Genomic DNA, 20462 nt, shown 5'->3' with positions numbered 1-20462 from the left:
TATGATTAAGATGTTTATTATATTATCTCAATTTTCATTGAATCATCACTATTTTCAGCATCTAAAAAACCTTGTTCTTGCATCCACTCATCACTATAAATTTTACTCATATAACGCGATCCGTGGTCTGGAAAAACAACTACTACATTACTGTCTTCGTTAAATTCTCCTAATGCGGCATATTGCTTTACAGCTTGAAATGCAGCGCCAGATGTGTAACCTACAAATAATCCTTCGGTTTTTGAAATTTCTCTGGCTGTAATAGCACTTTCTTTATCGGTAACTTTCACATATTTATCAATAATATCAAAATCAGTAGCCGTTGGAATTAAATTTTTACCTAAACCTTCTATTTTATTTGAATATATCTCGTTTGGATCTAAAATTTTTGTTTCATGATATTTTTTTAATACAGAACCAAATGCATCAACACCTAAAACTCTAATATTAGGATTTTTTTCTTTTAAATATTTCCCAATACCTGAAATTGTTCCACCAGTTCCACTACAAACTACAATATGTGTAACTTTACCATTTGTCTGCTCCCAAATTTCTTTTCCGGTATTGTGATAATGGGCATCAATATTTAATTGATTAAAATATTGATTGATATAAATAGAATTTGGTGTTTCTTTTTGAAGTCGTTTTGCTACTTCATAATAGCTTCTTGGATCATCAGCAGCAACGTTAGAAGGACAAACATACACTTTAGCGCCCATGCTTTTTAACATGTCAAACTTGTCTGGAGATGATTTGTCGCTTACAGATAAAATGCACTTATAACCTTTTATGATACTAATCATTGCCAAACTAAATCCTGTATTACCAGATGTTGTTTCGATAATAGTAGCACCAGGTTTTAAAATACCCTGCTCTTCTGCATTTTCTATAATATATTTTGCAATCCTATCCTTTGATGAATGTCCAGGATTAATTGCTTCAACTTTTGCATAAAAGTTACCTTTTAAGTTTTTGCTTATGTTATTTAATTTTACAATTGGGGTATCTCCAATTAAATCTATAATAGAATTATATACTTTTTTTTCGTGTTTCATTTTATAAGTAAAGTGCAAAAATAGTCTTTTTTTTTGACTATTTTTTAATATTTTCTAAATCGAATAGGAATGTAAACTCTTTGGCTAATTCTTTTAAGGCTTCAAATCTTCCAGAAGCACCACCGTGACCCGCATCCATATTTGTATCTAAAAATAATTGTTTGTTGTTTGTTTTCAGCACTCTTAATTTTGCCACCCATTTTGCAGGTTCAAAATATTGCACTTGCGAATCGTGTAAACCTGTTGAAACATACATATTTGGATACCCTTGTGCTTTTACTTGATCATATGGTGAATAGGATAACATATAATCATAATATTTTTTTTCATTCGGATTTCCCCATTCGTCGTATTCTCCAGTTGTTAATGGTATGGTGTCGTCTAACATCGTGGTAATCACATCAACAAATGGTACTTGTGCAATCACACCATTATACAATTCTGGAGCCATATTTACAATTGCACCCATTAACAAACCTCCGGCAGAACCACCTTCAGCATATAAATGCTCTGCAGAAGTGTATTTTTCGGCTATTAAATACTTGCTACAATCGATAAAATCTGTAAATGTATTTTTCTTTTTTAATAATTTTCCATTTTCGTACCATTCTCTTCCTAAATCTTCACCACCACGAATGTGTGCAATAACGTAGATGAATCCTCTATCCATTAAACTCAATCGAGTACTTGAAAAATATGGATCCATTGAAGAACCGTATGAACCATAAGCATATTGTAATAAAGGGTTTTTTCCGTCTTTTTTAATGCCTTTTCGGTATACTACACTCATAGGGATTTTAGTTCCATCAGTTGCAGTAGCCCAAATTCTCTCTTCAATATAGTTGTTTTTATCGAATTTTCCACCTAAAACAGCTTGCTCTTTTAATACGGTTTTTTCTTTTGTTTTCATATTGAAATCAATCACAGAAGACGGCGTAGCCATAGATTGGTAGCCATAACGTAAAACATCTGTATCGAAATCAACGTTTGAAGTCGTGTAACAAGTGTATGTTTCAATGTTGAAAGGCAAATAATAATCGCCAGAGCCATCCCAAGGCTTAATTTGAATTTTATTTAAACCATTTGAACGTTCTTCCACTACTAAATAGTTTTTAAAAATTTCAATTCCTTCTAATAAAACATCTTTTCTATGCGGAATTAAATCGGTCCAATTTTCTTTTGATGTAGCATTCTCAGGTGAAGTCATCAATTTGAAATTGGTCGCTTTATCGGCATTGGTTAAGATGTAAAAAGTGTCTTTATAAAAAGAAATAGAATATTCTAAACCACGAGTTCTCGGTTGAAAAATTCTGAATTTTCCATCAGGATTATTTGCTTCTAAGATTTGATATTCGGTTGTAAGCGTACTTCCAGAACCAATTATGATGTATTTTTTCGATTTTTCTTTATACACAAACGTACTGTAGGTATCGTCCTTTTCGTGAAAAACCAAAACATCTTCAGATGCATTTGTGCCTAATTTATGTTTGAAAATTTTATCAGAACGAAGCGTTTGTGCATCTTTTCCAGTATAAAAAAGCGTTTTATTATCTGTAGACCAGCTGGAACCACCAGTTGTGTTTTCAATTTTATCTGAAAGAATTTCACCAGTTTCTAAATTTTTAATATGAATGGTATATTGTCTTCTTGATACTAAATCCAGTCCAAAAGCCACTAATTTGTTGTCGCCACTCACACTCATTCCGCTTAAATTGAAGTAGGATTGTCCTTTTGCCATTTCGTTACAATCGAATAAAATTTCTTCTTTTGCATCTAAACTTCCTTTTTTTCTGGCATAAATTGGATAATCTTTACCCGTTTCAAAACGTGTGATGTACCAATATTCGTTATAAAAATATGGTACAGAGCTGTCGTCTTCTTTAATTCTGGATTTCATTTCAGCAAACAAATCGTCTTGTAATTGTTTGGTATGCGCTGTTGATTTTTGGTAATATTCGTTTTCTTTATTTAAATAGTCAATTACTTCTGGATTTTCTCTTTCGTTTAACCAATAGTAATTATCCGTTCTTACATCTCCGTGTTTTTCTAACTTTTTTGGAATTATTTTTGCAATTGGTGGTTGAATGGTTTTCATTTTTTGATTTTGGTTTTGTGATTGTATTTGTGTACTAAATAATAAAATAAAAGTTAATAATATTACTTTTTTCATCTGCTAAAATTGTTAGTGTGATTTCAGAGCCCATGTTTGTTATAGTGCTGAAGTCAATATTTGTAAAAAAATGCGCGAATTGATTTTGTAAAAGTAATATAACAATTAAATAAAAATACTATTTTTTTTACTTTTAGTTATCTCTTTTTTTTAGGGTATAGGTAAAATTCAAATAGAAATTGTTATCATCTATCAAATCAACATTAATCTGTGGTAGTCGTGATATGTAAATGTATCCTAAATCCAGCTTTACTGACGAGTTTAATTTATATGAAAAATTTGTAAATATTCTATTTTGATCAAAAATATGTAGTACATCAGTTCCAGTTGTATTTATCAATATTTCATCACCAATAGCTACGTTATAATTTGAATTAAAATCATATCTAAAAGCTAGTCTATTTCGCAAACGACTAGTGTTTTCTATAGAACCTTCAAAAGCTCTATATTCAATTGCAGTTCGATCTACAACATAAAATTTAGGAGCCAATTGATGTTGTAATTCTAGTGATGCTGTAAAGCGGTATTCGTTAGTAGGTTTTGCAACAGCATCACTTGCTTTTTGTATTATTTTGTAATTTGAAAAATAAGCAAATGGTGATATACCATAAACAACATCTTTGTTTGGTTTGTAATATATCCAAGTTCTGGTGGCATGCACTAAATTTTTATCGAAAAAATTATTGCTTTCAAAATCATTTTGTCTTCGATGAATTAACTCAATTTCTGTCTTAAACTTTTCGTTCAAAGGAAGGTTAACAATTGCTTTAGACCAATAATTATGATGTCTTTCTTGAGAACTTGCAACTAAAAACGCAAATAAAAAAAATGTATATATACTTGATTTTATGATAATAACAATATTTAGAAATTGAAGTTAATGATAAAATTAATAGTACTCATATTGGTTTTATTAAAAACATTTTTTGGGTCGTTGTACGTTTCACCATCATTAAATTTGTGAACATACAGAAAATGCGCATCAAAACCTTTAAGAAATCCTTGAAAATCATAACTAACATCAAAGTTCGTTTGATAGTAGGATGGTAATGCGTATTTATTCATTTTATAATTTTTAACATCTGGCATTTTATAATGTCCTACTCCTATGTATGCTTTGAATGTTTTTTTTGGACTATAATAACTTATTTTAGTCATATATGCCGTTACATCTCCAAATCCTTCATTTCGTTCTCTTGGAAGAAAAGTATAAAACGGGTCTCGTCCCCATTCTCTTGGCATTAAATAACGTCCTCTATCTGTAATTCGGTTATAGTTAAGAGTTACTTCAAAAGTTTTGCTTTTCCAACCAAGTTTTCCTCCAAAAGTTTGCGAATTAGCATTTTTTTCAAAATAGGTTTTACTTTGGTTACTATTTCCACCGTCATTAAGTGCCGTTTGATAGATGGTTTGAAAACCAAAAAGTAATTTCGAATTTTTATTCAAATCATATTTATAATCAAATTGTAATAAAGAGGTATTGAAAATATTTTCAACATATTGATTAAATATTAATGCTTTTAGGTTTTTTACAGACTCATTTTGAACGCCAAGTATATATATTCCATTGCTTTCAAGATTAGTTGCGTAGCCGGATTTTGTGCCGTCGGGGTTTACACCTGATGGATAAATTCCGATAGATTCTCCTATGTCATAATACTTATTTGTGCTTCGTGGTGATATAGCATACAAATAACCCGTATTGATAGTTGTGTTTTTTATTTCGTTAAAATCTACCAAAATTCCAGCGACTTCGGTTGGTCGCATTCTTCCGTCTTGAAGATTAATGAATGATGAGTTAAGTAATTGTTTACCTATGGTAAAAGTAGATTTTTTGAAATTAAATTTTAAATACAGCTCTTCTAATCGACTTAAATTTTCTTTTTCATCAGGATTATTAATATCAAAAAGTGCTATTTCGTATCGATTAGTTTGGTTTGTTGTTGGGTCTTTTGCCAAAAAATTAGAGGAACCAATATTATAAATATAGTAACCGCTTACACCAAATTGAAAGTTATGAAATTTTGCTGTTTCAAATTTTATTCCACCACCAAGTGCATTTGCATGGTAATCGGTTAATGACCCTTCATTGATTGTATTCATATTAAAATAACGAAAATGCCCGTTAAAACTTCCTTTTTTGAATACACTTAAAAGTGAGGTTGAATCGATATTGACATTCGTTTTCCCTTTCCAAATTTCAGGTTTCTCTGCAATTTCTTGATGTTGTGCAAATGAGTTATATATAAGTAACAGAAATGCTAATAATGTAAAATGCTTTTTCATTTTTTAAAATAGATTTAAAGCAAAATTAACAAGAAAAAAAGGTTTTGTTTGTAACTTATATCACTTTGACTTGATAAATTGTAATAAAAAAAATCGAGTATTTTCATACTCGATTTTTGAGGATTATTCAAAATCTTAAATTTTATTTAAATACATAATCTACTCCAGTAACCTGTGTAAGTAGCGTATCTGGTGCATCGAGAGCTTTTGCAGATTTTGTTGGAGTTGGAGTTATTGGAGAATTGTTTTTTAAGTAATCAATCATTACTGTGTGCAGAGTCGATGTTGTATTTTTGGGATCGACAACTCCTTTCATTCTACACAACATATCTACGGGATCTCCTTCTCGCTCACATGCAAGTATTGAATATAACTTTGAATCATCAATTGGAGCCCCATTTACTGTCACGGTTTGAACCCTTTTGCCGGTTTCGCCAAATGCGTTGAAAGTGATTTCCATTCCTTTGAATTTCACTACCCAACCTCCAAATCGTTTCGAGGCATCTTTTGCAAAAACATTGTTTAGTTCTTTTTCTAACCAATCTTTTATTTGTTTTCCTGAAGCTTTTGCAGTACGAATGGTACTATCTACAGGTAACATATCAAATATAAAACCATTTGTTATTGGAATATTTCCTGTTTGATCTGGTGTAGTTCGTGGCGGACAAAATCGGAAACCATTAGAAAGTACGATGTCTATTTCTGGGAATTTCCATTTCAATCCGTTCAAAATCATCGTGTCTATTGGGTTCTCAACTACAAAATAGCGATAAAGTGGAATCGTGCTGTGACCAATTACGGTATCAATGTGTTCTTTATATACTAATTCTTTTTCGTTTAGTAATTTTTGAATTGTTGGATCTGGTTTGATTTTTGGAGATGCAACTTCAAGCAATTCGTAATTGTCGGCGGTTACTTTTCCGTTTTGAACGGTCAAGTCGAGTTTACCAATAAATGATCCAAATGCTCCTGGTTCAACCACTTTAGCGTATTTACAAACGATTGGCTTACGGACTCTTTCGTGTGTGTCTCCACCCAAAATATAATTTACACCTTCGCATTCTGGCATGTTTGCCAATGCAATTTGTTGGCTCAATCCAAGGTGTGCAATCATAATTATATAGGAACAATTTTCTTGATTTTTTAGCACATCTATATAATGAGCTAAATTTTCTTCGGGTTTTGTATAAATAATTCCTTTGCTATACACAGGACTTTGACGAATTGGTACTAATGGATCTGTATAACCAAGAAATCCGATTTTTGCTCCTGCAACATTCCATATTTGATAAGGCTGAAAAATAAGTTCTCCTTTTTTTCCTTCACCTAAATCGTGGTACATATTAGTGCAAATTTTTGGCGCATTTAGTTTACCTAAAAGGCTTTGCATTTGTTTTTTACCGTAAATAACTTCCCAGTTTCCAGGCAAATACAAATCGTATTTTAAAGCATCCAGTATTGGCACAAATGCTTCTCCGGTGGTTTTGACACTTAACTCACTGCCTTGAAACATATCGCCAGTGTCTATAATATAGGTATTTGGATTTTTCTTTTTCAGATCATTCAGCATTGTTGCCATATAGGCATACCCACCCGTTTTGCGAAAAACGGCTTTGTTGTCTTCCCAAAAGAGCTCATCATGCGGATGAATTTGGCAATGCACATCAGTTGTTTGTAGAATAGAAATGGTTTGTGGTAGATTATTATCTACCTTATTTTGATTTTCTGTTTCTAGTAATTCTGTTTCTGTAGCAAATCCAGAAATTGGTGCGACAAATGGAATAGAAATACCGAGAGCCCCAATATTTTTTATGAAATTTCTTCGGTTGTTGTTATTCATTGGTGTTTTTTTTAAATTCATTAATTGGTTAATAACCACCTTTTATATAACTCCACCCTTGCTCTTGTTTTTCGACAATTTCGGCAATTCCTGCTGGAGTATATTCAACCAAAATTTCAGGAAATGCATCTTTGCTTATTTTACGATTTTTTAGTGTGTTTTCGCAAACTACAAATTTCACTCCTTTAGATTTAAGAGCTTGTAATCTTGATTGATATTTTGTGTTGTTTTTCATAACCAATTCCAGACCTTGGTTATATAACACAACTTCGTATTTTGCATTTGGCCAATGCTCTGTTAAATTTTCGAGTTGTTTTACAAATGCTTTTTGTTGCAAAGTGTCATTCGCATTTGTAAATTGGAATACGATTTTGTGATCTTTAGGCTCAGTCTGTGCAAACGAATTAACTGATATCATGCAGATTAGTGCTATAAATAGATTCTTCATAGTTTACTTTTTTTCTTTCTTTTTTAATAACTCTTCTGCTTCCTCGCGTTTTTTCTTTTCTTTTTTCATAGCGATGAAAGGTCCGTATTTGTGTTGTTGTTCTGAATATTTATCTTCAAAAGGACCAAACGGATGGTCAAATGGTTTTTTTCCTATTTTTGGCCAATCGGCAGATAGATCTTTATTTGGACGATCAAGACTTTCAACATAAGCCGCAATATCCCATGATTCTTCATCAGTTAATTGTGGGCTGTCATAAGTTGCACCAAGTGGCATATTGTATTTGATAAAACCTGCAAAACGGCTAATTCTAAATAAACCAGCACCTTTGTTATACGAATTTTCACCCCAAAGTGGAGGATAGGTATATTCAGTTTTGGTTTCATTTAGCACACCTTGCCCGTTGGTTTGATGACAACTTGCACATTTGGTTTCGTATAAAGGTTTTCCTTTTGCAGGACTTGCAGCACGATTCATCAACTTGATATCTCTAATTCCTGATGCTAATGCTATCGAATCTTTAGGAACGTTTTTACCAATATATTCTATATAAGCTATCATTGCTTGCATTTCTGAACTATTTTCAGGAAGTGCTTTTCCATTCAAACTTCTTTCGAAACAATCGTTGATACGCTTGAAAAGATTTTCAATTTTCCCGCTTCGAGCTCGCATTTTTGGATAGGTAGAATATACAGAGCCATAATTGTTTCCCCAAGGTTTTGTTCCAGCATCCAGATGACAATTATTACAATTCATTCCGTTTGACGTTTGCTGCACACTTCCATTTGGACCAAGATATTTGGCTGTATGCTCAATCAATTCTTTACCGTATACCACTTTTTTCTTAAAAACACTATCCGTAATTTCTTCAAGAGGTACTGGTTTCCAAAAATTTGCCATTTCTCTTTGCAAACTGTCTTTTATTGCAGCATCGGCATATATTTTTTCTATTTCAATATTTTTATATTCATTTGAATTAAAAAATGAAGTGAAATTTTGATTAAATACAATTGCTATAAACAAAAAGAATACTAACCCTATCATTGTTATGAATAGGATTAATATTTTTTTTATAGAAGATTTTAGATTTAAATCGTTACTATCTTTACTTGGCATAAAAAAAAATTAATGAGGTAATTTATCTCTAAAATAACCATATACCCATGTGCCAACAATAGCAAAGAATAAAGTGATAATCATTACGGTTACTCCGGTTCCTATTTGTGCAAAAATTGGACCTGGACAAGCTCCTGTAATAGCCCAACCTAAACCAAATATTAGTCCGCCAATAATTTGTCCTTTATTGAATGTCTTATCGTGAAATTCTATTTTCTCGCCATAAATGGTTTTTATATTAAATTTTTTAATTAAAAAAACTGAAATCGCACCAACAACAACTGCACTACCTATAACACCGTACATATGAAACGACTGAAAACGGAACATTTCTTGAATGCGGAACCAACTGATAATTTCTGCTTTAATGAATACCGTTCCGAATAATAATCCTACGATTAGATATTTAATATTATGGTACCATTTGTGTTCTAACTGACTTTCGTTTACACAAACTGTATCTAACGAACGTGTTTCAAAATCTTTGTTTGGATCTATATTGTTCATAATTTATTTTTTAAAGTGAAAGTATATAAGGAAGAATAATATTTGCCATTATTAAACCACCTATGAAAAAGCAACAAGTGGCAATTAGTGATGGTAATTGTAGATTTGATAATCCCGAAATGGAGTGACCACTAGTACAGCCACCAGCATAACGTGAACCAAAACCTATCATAAAACCTCCCGCAACCATCATTAAAAACCCTTTGATTGTGAATAGATTTTCCCAAGAAAAAATTTCTGATGGTAACATTCCGTCGATGTTTGTAATACCATAAGTAGCCAATTCTGTTCTCAAATCATCATTAATAATGATTGGGTTAGGATTGGATAAAAAGTTAAAAGCAATTACACCACCTATCAGAACTCCACCTATAAAAAACATATTCCAAATTTCTTTTTTCCAATTGTAATTAAAGAATGAAATATTTGCTGGTAAACAAGCGGCACAAGCGTGACGTAAATTGGCACTAATACCAAAATTCTTGTTACCTAAAATTAATAATGCAGGTACGGTAAGACCTACTAAAGGACCTGCAATGTACCAGGCCCATGGTTGTTTGATAAATTCTATAATTTCCATAGTTTAAATTTTTTCACAAATTTGAACTATAAATAAAAACTAGTTTGTAACATTTGTCACATAACAAAAAAAGTGCTTGATTTCTCAAGCAATTTTTTATTATTTTATTTAGTTAAATTACCAATAGCGCAACTCACAAAAGATTTTCCTTTATGTAAAAGTGTATTATATCCTTTTTCGGGATAACCTAAGTGAGATAATGTGTCTACAAAAACAATTCTATCTGAAGTTGAATTGATTGTAATGGTATCTGATTCTTTATCAATAGTAACTTCTGTTACATTTTCAATTTTAAGTAATGCCGTTTTTATACTGTTCATACAGCCACCGCATTTTATGTTTTCGACTTCTATTTTATGTGTCATTTTGATTTTTTTATTTTATAATTTTCATCATAAGAAACTATTTCTTGTAATTTTTGTAAGTTAATTTCTATTTTACTAACAATAATTAATTCTGAAAAATTAGAATTCATACTTACATTTAAAACCTCATCAATTTCTAGAAATTTATTTGAAATTGTATTCATACAACCAGAACAAGTTATACCTTCAAAATGATATAGAGTAACTTGATTGAGTTCGTTTTTCTGAAATTCAAAAAATAGTTCAGAATTAGCTCTTGAAGGTATTGAATTTCCTGCTAATGATATAGAATTGAATGTAAATGCTTTATAGAATAACGGCTCATATTCTTTTATATTCCCGCCAAATGGGGGGCTTATTTCGAACTCACGATTGAAAAGTAACCCTATTAATTTTCCGTAATCGGATAATAGTTGGTGCATTTTCCAAACATATTTTTGACGCATTGTTGGCGGCAAAGCACAGAAAAAAGTTTGCTCAATTATGTAATCGTAAGTGCCATGATGTTCAAAAAAATCGCCTAAAACAACTCTAATATTTTTATTATTTGCAAATCTCTGTTTTAGATTTTCTACTAATGATGGCGCAATATCGATTATTGTAATATTGGTAAAACCTTGTTGTATTAAATATTCAGCTTCGTAGGCATTGCCACAACCTGGAATAAGAATTTTAGCCTCTTTATTTTCTATAGTATCGATATAGCTTTTAATTGGTGGTGATACTTGTCCTAAATCCCAACCGGTCGCATTGGCTTGGTATTGGTTATTCCAATAGGTTTGGTCTAGAGGCAAATCGCAAGTAACTACACAACATTTTTCTTCACTCATAATATTCTAATTGATAATCTCCTATATTTTTTTTGTTCTCTAAAATTGATTTTTTATGTTTGAAATAATTAACAAGTCCAATTAATAAAATAATGCCAGAAACTGAGAATAAAACTATTTCAATGATAATGCTATTTTCGATCTTTAATACATTTTTTAGACTTAAACCTGCAATGAGGAAGTACATTGATGTTCTTAAAAATGCCAAAAAAGTAGATTGATTAGCAAGTATGGTTCGTTGTATTGCCAATCTTTCTCTTAAAATTAAATCTTTGTTGATGCCTTTTTGGTTGCTCATTTCTTAGTTAGTTTTATCAAGAATAATTTTGATAATTTCTTCTTTGCTAAGAACTCCTGATTGTCGCCATAGTTGTTTGCCTTCTTGAAAAAGCATCAGAGTAGGAACTCCTCTAACTTGATATTTTTGCGTTATTTCTTGGTTTGTATCCATATCTATTTTAATAATCGTAATACGATCCTTAAGGCTTTCCTTTACTTTATTAAGCGCTGGCAAAAGCATTTGACAAGGGTCACACCAAGTGGCAAAGAAATCTACCAAAACTGGTTTTTCAGAATTTATAATATCATTGAAATTATTCATTTTCTTGTTTTTTTATTGGAACTGCACAACCATTATTGCCACAACAACCCACGCTAAACAAAGCCATTATTACAAAAACCACACCCGGAATTATCATTATATATTGCTGTGATTGATAAGATTGAATTATAATATAAACTCCTAGAATTAATCGAATTGCTCGCATAAAGTTCCAGTTTGTAAAAATTGTTTTTAGCATTGTTTTGTAATATTTGTAATTAAACAAATTTTCTAATATTCATCATAAAACCAAGATGAATTCCTTCGTGATAGTTGTTAAAATTTATAGCTTCTTCAAATGTTGCCAAATGAAAACCGATATGGGTTTCGTAGGGTGTAAACGCAACAAATTTTCCATTAGCATAATCATCTTTGGTTTGTTGAATTAACGAAATTAACAATGCTTTTATTTCGTCAACTTCTTCTTGCGTTGTGGTTTGAGTCGGTACTGAACCGTATTTGTATTTGTTATGAAATTCTTTTGAAATCGAGACAGGCAAGCCCGATAGTCTATAAATTAATCCTTGTTGGGTGGTAATAATATGACCAATATTCCAAATCAAATTATTTTTAAAACCTTCCGGGATTTTATTCAGTTGTTCTAATGTATAATTTTCTAAAAACGCTAAATGTAGTTTACGATTGGTTTCCCAAATTTTGAATACTTCTTGCATAGTTTATCATTTTAATAAAAAATAGTCCAATTCAAAACAGGTATCAATCTGTTTCAAACTGAACTATTTTTCGAGTTATTTGAGACTTATTTTTTCAATTTTGCATTTACATCTTCCCAGCTACCACCATTTTTTATATTTGTAAAACCGTTTTGTTCTAAAATAACTTTAGCTTGACTGCTTCGGTTGCCACTGCGGCAAAAGACAACAATGTTTTTTTTGCCTTTAAATTTTGCTAATTGATTTTCAATTTGATCTAAAGGAATATTTATTGCTCCTTTTACACTGCCTTGAGCAAATTCTGCAGGCGTTCTAACATCAACATAAAACGTTTCGTTTTTTGTAGTTTGTTTTGTTTTTTGAGTAGTTCTACTTTTAGTCACAGGTATTTTATCTTGTGAATAAATTAAAGAACTCGAAAAAGCCATTACTAAAACAATGAAACCTATTTTAAATAAATTTTGCATCTTTTATTTATTGATTACATCATTTATATCTTGCCAAGTTCCACCATTAGTGACATTTGTAAAACCGTTTTGCTCTAATATATTTTTGGCTTGACCGCTTCGGTTTCCACTTCGGCAAAAAACTACAATGTTCTCTTTTCCCTTAAACTTATCCAAGTTTACTCCAACTTGGTCAAGAGGTATGTTTGTTGATTCTTTAACATTTCCCTCAGCAAATTCTTCAGGAGTACGAACATCTACTAAAAATGCTCCTTCATTTACTAATTTAGCTAAGTTCTCATTAGTATTTCCGCCAAATACATTATTAAAAATTCCCATATCTTATTCTTTTAAAACTATTAGATTATACATTTAAAACTTTACTTTGACAAACAAAATCGGTTTTAGGAACGGTTGTATTTGCGATAGCATTGAAACCACCTTCAACTTCGCTAAAGTTTCTGTATCCACGAGCTTGTAAAATAGACGCAGCCATCATAGAACGATAACCTCCTGCACAATGCATAAAGAAATGTTCATCAGGATTTATGTCTTTTACCCATTCGTTAATTGCAGCTAAAGGACGACTGTAAGCATCTTCTACGTGTTCTGCTTGGTATTCACTTTCTTTTCGTACATCAATAACTTTGCTTTCGCCAATTTTTACTTCATTAGCAAATTGCTCGGCTGTAATTCTGTTTATTGTATCGACTACAAGACCTGCAGCTGCCCATGCTTGAAATCCATTTTCTAAATGTCCAATTACGTTATCGAAACCAACACGAGTTAAACGTGTTACTGTTTCTTCTTCTAATCCTAAATCGGTTACTAATAAAATAGGTTGTTTTACATCCCCAATTAAAGCACCCACCCAAGGAGCAAAATCTCCGTTGATACCAATGTTTATTGATTGAGGAATAAATCCTTTAGCAAAATCTCCATTGTTACGAGTATCTAAAATCAAAGCTCCAGTTTCTTCAGCCACTACCTCAAATTCAGTTGCTTTGATGGCTTTCATACCTTGATTAAAAACAGTCTCAAAACTTTCAATTCCGCTTTTATTCATCGCTACATTCATTCCGAAATAAGCTGGTGGAGGTAATAATCCATCTGTCACTTCTTTAATAAATTCTTCTTCAGTCATAGTAGCACGCAAAGCATAATTAGTTGCTTTTTGATCACCAATGGTACCAACCGTTTCTTTACTCATGTTTTTTCCACAAGCCGATCCTGCACCGTGAGCTGGATAAACAATTACATCATCAGCCAAAGGCATTATTTTATCTCTTAAAGAATGATATAACAATCCTGCTAATTGTTCCTGTGTCATCGACGCTGCTTTTTGAGCTAAATCAGGACGACCTACATCACCTAAAAACAAGGTATCACCTGAAAAAATAGCGTGGTTATTACCATCAGCATCAATTAATAAAAACGTTGTGCTTTCCATTGTATGACCAGGTGTATGTAACACTTTTATTTTGATGTCTCCAATTTCAAAAACTTCATTGTCTTTTGCTGAAATGAATTCAAAGTCAGGTTTAGCGTTTGGACCATAAACAATTGACGCTCCTGTTTTTTTACTTAAATCTAAGTGGCCTGAAACAAAATCAGCATGAAAATGAGTTTCAAAAATGTATTTTAATTTAACGCCATCTTTTTCTAATCTATCCGTATAAGGTTGTGTTTCTCTAAGCGGATCAATGATTGCTGCTTCGCCATTTGATGTGATATAGTAAGCACCTTGTGCTAAACATCCTGTATAAATTTGTTCTATTTTCATGATTAAATTTGTTTTTATTGTTATAATATGATGCAAATGTATGTGTTGAATTTATTAAAAATTGTAACTAATGTCACATAAGTCTTTTTTTTACATTAAGACTATTTTGCCTGTGTGAACATCGTAACGCATTGCTATTATTTTTGTTTTATGCTCTTTAATTATTGGATTGTTTGCTATAGCCTTTGTCGAGTGCTCAATGTTTGCATTAATACATCCTAATATGTTTTTCTCTTTTGGATGTAATTTCTCTTCTTGTTTTTCTTCTTGCTCGTTAGCAATAGTTTCTACAATATCGTCAATGTGGTTGTGGTGTTTCTTATAGTCATTATTTTTGTCCCCTATATAAGCTTTTATAGCGCCACATTCGGTATGACCTAAAACCACAACTAGTTTTGCGTCAAGATGTTCTACCGCATATTCAATACTTCCCATATCGATATCAGAAATTAAATTTCCTGCATTTCTAATTACAAATAAGTCGCCAATACCCTGGTCAAATAGTATTTCTGGTGCAACACGACTGTCTGAACAAGTAACAATGACAGCAAAAGGGTGTTGTCCATTTTGATTTTCTAAAACAGAATTTTTATTTTGATGTGGGTGTATGGTTTTTTCCTCTAAAAAGCGTTGATTACCCGCTATTAATTTTTCTATTGGCGTTTGGTTTGCTTCAATTGAAATTGGACTTTCTTCTTTTTTACAACTTACTAAAGTTACTACAACTGTTATTGCTAGGGCTATTTTTCTCATTTTACTTATAAAATTTTTTCAAAAGTAGTATATGAATTTCGTGAAATTTGTAACATATATCACATAGTAAAAAAAAAGAGATTGTTTCATAAAAACAATCTCTTTTTGATTTTAAATATTCACCTTTTTATAAAAGCGTAGTCGGGCAAACATAATCCGTTTTTAAAAGATTGGTGTTTTTAATTTCTGTAAATCCTCCGATCACATCTTCAAAATTATCCCAACCACGTTGTTTTAAAATGGATGCTGCAATCATAGAACGATAACCACCAGCACAGTGCAAAATGAATTTTTTATCTTTTGGAAACTCAGCTAGGTGATTGTTGATTTCGTTTAATGGAACATTTATTGCATTTACAAGATGTTCTGATAAAAATTCACTTTTCTTTCTGACATCAAAGATAACTGTTTTATCAAAATCGATAGTGTCCTCTAATTCTTTGGCTGTAATTCTGTTTACAATATCTAATTCAAACCCTTCTTTTTTCCAAGTATCCATACCTCCATTTAAATAACCAATGGTATGATCGTATCCAATTCTAGATAATCGAATCATACTTTCTTCTTCTTTTCCTTCTTCAGTTACTAAAAGAATTTCTTGTTTGATGTCGGCAATCATTTCTCCAACCCACATGGCAAAACTTCCGTCTAAACCAATATTGATACTATTTGGTATAAATCCTTTTGCAAATTCAGAAGCATCACGAGTATCAAGTATTAAGGCTCTAGTTTCGTTAGCTGCCAATTCAAACTCAGATGGACTTAAAGGTGTATTAGCTTTTTTAAGAACTGCATCTAAATTTTCATATCCTTTAATATTCATCAATACATTTGCAGGAAAATAACCAGGAGGGTTTGTTAATCCTGTTAAAACAGCTGTTACGAATTCGTCTTCTGTCATTTTTGGATTTAAGGCATAGTTGGTTTTCTTTTGATTGCCAAGTGTATCAGTAGTTTCTTTGCTCATCATTTTACCGCAAGCAGAACCAGCGCCGTGATTTGGATATACAATCAAATCATCTGACAAAGGCATTATTTTTTCACGCAAAGAACGAAACAAATGACGTGCTAACTTGTCTTGCGTTAAATCAGCAACTACGTGCTGTGCTAAATCTGGACGACCAACATCACCAATAAATAATGTGTCTCCAGTAATTATGCCGTGTTCTTTTCCGTTTTCATCTATAAGTAAATAGGTTGTACTTTCCATAGTGTGCCCAGGAGTATGTATAACTTTTACTTTATATTTTCCAATTTCAAAAATTTGACCATCAGTGGCAGATATAATTTCGTAAGCTGGTTTAGCTGTTGGGCCATATACAATTTCAGCATTGGTTTTGTTGGCTAAATCTAAATGACCAGAAACAAAATCAGCATGAAAATGGGTAAGAAATACATATTTAATTTTTGCATTATCTTTAAATGCTCGGTCAATGTAAGGTTGTACTTCTCGTAATGGATCAAAAATGGCAGCTTCGCCATTACTTTCGATATAATAGGCAGCATGAGCAATACAACCTGTGTAAATTTGTTCGATTTTCATATTGATATATTTTAATTGATTAAATGATTTAATTAATAATCGAAACAAAATTAGAGGTAGTATTTTATATTGAATATGACAATTATCATAAGAAAACAACTTTTTTTTCAGTAAATACAGTATGTGACATAAGTCACAGATAAAATATCTTAGGTGTTTTTTTGTTATTAAGCATTAAAAATCACTCGTAAAACGAATGGTTTAAAGTGCTAGTTTTGAAATTTAATTATATAGATTTTTTAGCTAAATACCAATCTACCATTTCTAAATTACTACTTTTTCTTTCAGCTAAAGCTTCAACTGTTTTTGGAGCAGGAACAATTACTTTATCTCCAGGTTGCCAATCTAAAGGCATAGCTACTTTGTGTTCGTCAGAAGCTTGAAGTGCCAATAAAGCTCTTTTAATTTCTGCCATGTTTCTACCTACATTAAGTGGATAATACATAATTAAACGTACTTTTCCTTCTGGATCCATAATGAAAACCGCTCTAACGGCTGCAGTTTCGCTTTCTCCAGGTTGTAACATTCCGTATAGTTTAGAAACTTCCATAGAAATATCAGCTACTATTGGAAATTCAAATAATACGCCTGTTTTTTCGTGCACTGCATTTACCCAAGCAATATGGGCGTGAATACTATCAATACTTAAACCCATTAGTTTGGTATTGTGTTTTGCGAAAAATTCTTTTTCGTTAGCAAAACCACTCATTTCTGTTGTGCATACTGGAGTGAAATCTGCAGGATGTGAAAAAAACACAACCCAACTTCCTTTATTGTATTCTGAAAATTTTAATTTTCCAGTAGTAGTTACAGCTTCAAAATCTGGAGCCATATCGCCAATTCTTGGCATTAAAAATACTTTCTCTTCCATTGTAATATTATTTAGATTGTTAATTAATACTGCAAATTTAGGTTAGAGAAAAGTAATGGTTTGTGATATTTATCACTTAATATAAATATTTTCTATAGAATTTATATATTCGATAATAAAAAATTATTATACTAATAACTCGTATCGTCTAGTTTTACTTTTCCGTTAAACGTACTGTATAAAAAGAAAAAATACCCAGCCAGTAATGGAGTCCCGATTACAACAATAGTCAGCATTATTCCTAATGATTTTTGCGAAGATGCTGCATTGTAAATTGTAACACTATACTTGGGATCAATTGTAGATAATAATAATGTTGGGTATAATTGAATTGCAACAAGCATCAACAGGAACATCATTGTTATAGATGAGAATACCAACGCTAGCATATACCGTTTTTTTGAAACCAATCTAGGAACATTTGCAACGGCTAAAAAAGACAATAGAGGCACTACAAAATAAACAGGATTTTCTCTAAAATTTGCCGTTACTTTAGGTATAAAAACTAGGGTATATAAAGTCATTATTCCGAAAGTGATTATGAAGAATATCATGGCTCTTCTCAGTAAAAAAGTTAATCTAGCGTGCAATCTTCCTTCGGTTTTTAATAATAAGTAAATAGCTCCTTGCGTCATAAATAAAGCCAAGGTAGTGAAGCCCGTCATTATTGCATAAGGATTTAAAAAAGAGAAAAATACCCCGCCTTTGTAACTGAAATTTTCTCCTAATGGAAAGCCCTGCAATATATTCCCAAGAACAACGCCTAATAAAAATGCAATCATAATACTAGAAATACTATATACAAAATCCCAAGTCTTTCTCCACCACAACATTTCTTCGGCGCTTCTAAATTTTATGGCAGCAGCTCTAAGTATATTAAACATCAAAAACAACATAAAAGGCACATACATTGCCGATAACATTGTGGCATACATTACAGGAAAACCTGCAAATAGTGCGCCACCGCCAATAACCAGCCATACTTGATTGGCATCCCAAACTGGAGCAATTGCATTTATAGCAATTCTTCGGCTTAAATCCTTTTGAAAAAACAAGTGCCAAGCACCAGCTCCAAAATCAAAACCTTCGAGAATAGCATAACCAGAAAATAAAAGTCCGATTACTAAATACCATAACGTTGGATAATCTATCCCTAAAAAATATTCCATAATTATTGATTTTGAAGGTTTTTATAACGATTGAAAATTAACGGGTTCACTAAGTTCATCATAAGGACCGTGTTTAATTTTTTTATTGACCATATAAATAAACAGTACTAATAGAAGTGCATAAACTACTGTAAACATAATTAACGAAAACACAATTTGATGTGACGAAACTTCTTGTGAAAAAGCTTCATTAGTTCTTAAATGGCCATAAACCACCCAAGGCTGTCTACCCATTTCGGCTGCAAACCAACCCACTTGATTGGCAATTTGCGGTAAAATTACAGCAAATGAAAATATCCATAATAACCATTTAGTTTCAAATAATTTTCCTCGCCACCATAAAAAACTTGCATACAATGTTAATCCAATAAGTAGCATTCCGATAGCAATCATTATATGATAAAATTGAAATACAGCATTAATTTGGCTTGGTCTATCTTCTACTGGAAAACTATTCAATCCAGTAATGGGCGCTTTGAAATCTTGATGTACTAAAAATGATAATCCGCCAGGGATACCAATACCGGTGACTTCTTGTTTTTCTTTGTCAACCCAGCCTAAAAGGTATAAATCGGCAGGAGCTGATTTTTCGAAATGACCTTCCATTGCGGCTAATTTTGCTGGTTGATTTACAGCTACGCCATCAGCAGAACTGTGTCCAGATACTAATTGAGATAATGAAAAAACCGTCGCTACAACTAAAGCAATTTTAAATGCCTTTTTAGATATTTCAGTATAACGTCCTTTTCTTAAATAGTAGGCGTGTACACTTAAAACCAAAAATGCACCAGCTAAGAAAGAACCTTGCCAAGTATGTACCAATCTATCCATACTAGACGGATTAAAAACCATTGCCCAGAAATCGGTAACTTCTGCACGAGCATTTAATCCTTCCCCAACAATATGATAACCCGCTGGAGTTTGTTGCCAAGAATTAGCCACGACAATCCAAACAGCCGAAAACATGGAACCTAAAAAGACACCTATTGTTGAAACCAAATGAACCCAAGGTTTTACTCTATGCCAACCAAATAGTAAAACACCCAAAAAGGCACTTTCTAAACCAAAAGCAAACAAACCTTCAGCCGCCAAAGCACTTCCAAAAATATCTCCTACATATCGAGAGTAAACTGCCCAGTTGGTACCAAATTCAAATTCCATTATGATACCAGTTGCTACACCAATACCAAAAGTAATGGCAAATAATTTAATCCAAAAGCGTGTTAAAATTTCATATTCTTTTTTACCTGTTTTTAGGTAAAGACTTTCCATAATAACCATTATTAATCCAATACCAATACTTAATGGCGGATAGATATAATGAAATGCTACGGTAAAAGCAAACTGAATTCGAGCAAGAATTTCTACGTCCATATACTTTTATTTTAATCTAAATTATATAATAAGTTTTTGATAATCTATGAT

At 31.9% G+C, this 20462-nt stretch carries 22 protein-coding genes; all 22 read right to left on the bottom strand.

Features of this window, described 5'->3' with window-relative positions:
• Positions 1-17: 17 nt before the first annotated feature.
• A complete protein-coding gene (locus KA468_RS01585; RefSeq protein WP_291241198.1) occupies positions 18-1055 on the bottom strand; it encodes a PLP-dependent cysteine synthase family protein in 1038 nt (345 codons plus the stop codon).
• A 37-nt stretch (positions 1056-1092) separates the two neighbouring features.
• On the bottom strand, positions 1093-3225 hold the full coding sequence (locus KA468_RS01580; RefSeq protein ID WP_291241197.1) for a S9 family peptidase: 2133 nt from the start codon (positions 3223-3225) through the stop codon (positions 1093-1095).
• 133 nt (positions 3226-3358) lie between these two features.
• Entirely contained in the window at positions 3359-4063 is a 705-nt protein-coding gene (locus tag KA468_RS01575; RefSeq protein WP_291241214.1) for a DUF2490 domain-containing protein, read from the bottom strand.
• A 26-nt stretch (positions 4064-4089) separates the two neighbouring features.
• A complete protein-coding gene (locus KA468_RS01570; protein ID WP_291241196.1) occupies positions 4090-5511 on the bottom strand; it encodes an OprD family outer membrane porin in 1422 nt (473 codons plus the stop codon).
• Between the two features lie 142 nt (positions 5512-5653).
• Entirely contained in the window at positions 5654-7351 is a 1698-nt protein-coding gene (locus KA468_RS01565) for a 5'-nucleotidase C-terminal domain-containing protein (RefSeq protein WP_291241195.1), read from the bottom strand.
• Positions 7352-7379: 28 nt separating this feature from the next.
• The gene (locus KA468_RS01560; protein ID WP_291241194.1) at positions 7380-7799 is read right to left on the bottom strand and encodes a DsrE family protein; all 420 of its coding nucleotides are present in this window, start codon (positions 7797-7799) and stop codon (positions 7380-7382) included.
• A gap of 3 nt (positions 7800-7802) precedes the next feature.
• The gene (locus KA468_RS01555; protein WP_291241193.1) at positions 7803-8843 is read right to left on the bottom strand and encodes a c-type cytochrome; all 1041 of its coding nucleotides are present in this window, start codon (positions 8841-8843) and stop codon (positions 7803-7805) included.
• An 81-nt stretch (positions 8844-8924) separates the two neighbouring features.
• A complete protein-coding gene (locus tag KA468_RS01550; protein ID WP_291241192.1) occupies positions 8925-9422 on the bottom strand; it encodes a DUF6691 family protein in 498 nt (165 codons plus the stop codon).
• 10 nt (positions 9423-9432) lie between these two features.
• Entirely contained in the window at positions 9433-9996 is a 564-nt protein-coding gene (locus tag KA468_RS01545; protein ID WP_291241213.1) for a YeeE/YedE thiosulfate transporter family protein, read from the bottom strand.
• A gap of 110 nt (positions 9997-10106) precedes the next feature.
• Complete coding sequence (locus KA468_RS01540) at positions 10107-10367, bottom strand: heavy-metal-associated domain-containing protein (RefSeq protein ID WP_291241191.1); 261 nt, start codon at positions 10365-10367, stop codon at positions 10107-10109.
• Positions 10364-11197, bottom strand: a complete 834-nt coding sequence (locus KA468_RS01535; protein WP_291241190.1) for a methyltransferase domain-containing protein — start codon at positions 11195-11197, stop codon at positions 10364-10366. Before KA468_RS01535 ends, KA468_RS01540 begins: the two co-directional genes overlap by 4 nt.
• Positions 11190-11495 (bottom strand): DUF202 domain-containing protein, encoded by a 306-nt coding sequence (locus tag KA468_RS01530; RefSeq protein ID WP_291241189.1) that lies wholly within the window; start codon positions 11493-11495, stop codon positions 11190-11192. The genes KA468_RS01535 and KA468_RS01530 overlap by 8 nt, the downstream gene beginning before the upstream one ends.
• 3 nt (positions 11496-11498) lie before the next feature.
• Entirely contained in the window at positions 11499-11798 is a 300-nt protein-coding gene (gene trxA, locus KA468_RS01525; RefSeq protein ID WP_291241188.1) for a thioredoxin, read from the bottom strand.
• 218 nt (positions 11799-12016) lie between these two features.
• Positions 12017-12472, bottom strand: coding sequence for a DinB family protein (locus tag KA468_RS01520; RefSeq protein WP_291241187.1), 456 nt, complete (start codon positions 12470-12472; stop codon positions 12017-12019).
• Between the two features lie 86 nt (positions 12473-12558).
• The gene (locus KA468_RS01515; RefSeq protein WP_291241186.1) at positions 12559-12939 is read right to left on the bottom strand and encodes a rhodanese-like domain-containing protein; all 381 of its coding nucleotides are present in this window, start codon (positions 12937-12939) and stop codon (positions 12559-12561) included.
• A gap of 3 nt (positions 12940-12942) precedes the next feature.
• Positions 12943-13257, bottom strand: a complete 315-nt coding sequence (locus KA468_RS01510) for a rhodanese-like domain-containing protein (RefSeq protein ID WP_291241185.1) — start codon at positions 13255-13257, stop codon at positions 12943-12945.
• 25 nt (positions 13258-13282) lie between these two features.
• A complete protein-coding gene (locus KA468_RS01505) occupies positions 13283-14701 on the bottom strand; it encodes an MBL fold metallo-hydrolase (RefSeq protein ID WP_291241184.1) in 1419 nt (472 codons plus the stop codon).
• Between the two features lie 90 nt (positions 14702-14791).
• Positions 14792-15454 (bottom strand): carbonic anhydrase, encoded by a 663-nt coding sequence (locus KA468_RS01500; protein ID WP_291241183.1) that lies wholly within the window; start codon positions 15452-15454, stop codon positions 14792-14794.
• A 127-nt stretch (positions 15455-15581) separates the two neighbouring features.
• On the bottom strand, positions 15582-16997 hold the full coding sequence (locus tag KA468_RS01495) for an MBL fold metallo-hydrolase (protein ID WP_291241182.1): 1416 nt from the start codon (positions 16995-16997) through the stop codon (positions 15582-15584).
• Between the two features lie 226 nt (positions 16998-17223).
• Entirely contained in the window at positions 17224-17868 is a 645-nt protein-coding gene (locus KA468_RS01490) for a peroxiredoxin (protein WP_291241181.1), read from the bottom strand.
• 131 nt (positions 17869-17999) lie between these two features.
• On the bottom strand, positions 18000-19037 hold the full coding sequence (gene cydB, locus KA468_RS01485; RefSeq protein ID WP_291241180.1) for a cytochrome d ubiquinol oxidase subunit II: 1038 nt from the start codon (positions 19035-19037) through the stop codon (positions 18000-18002).
• A gap of 21 nt (positions 19038-19058) precedes the next feature.
• The gene (locus tag KA468_RS01480; protein ID WP_291241179.1) at positions 19059-20411 is read right to left on the bottom strand and encodes a cytochrome ubiquinol oxidase subunit I; all 1353 of its coding nucleotides are present in this window, start codon (positions 20409-20411) and stop codon (positions 19059-19061) included.
• Positions 20412-20462: the final 51 nt, after the last annotated feature.

The organism is Flavobacterium sp., assembly GCF_017985075.1.
Lineage (GTDB): Bacteria > Bacteroidota > Bacteroidia > Flavobacteriales > Flavobacteriaceae > Flavobacterium.
Note: the sequence above shows the minus strand (reverse complement) of the source record. Positions and strands in the feature narration are given on the sequence as shown.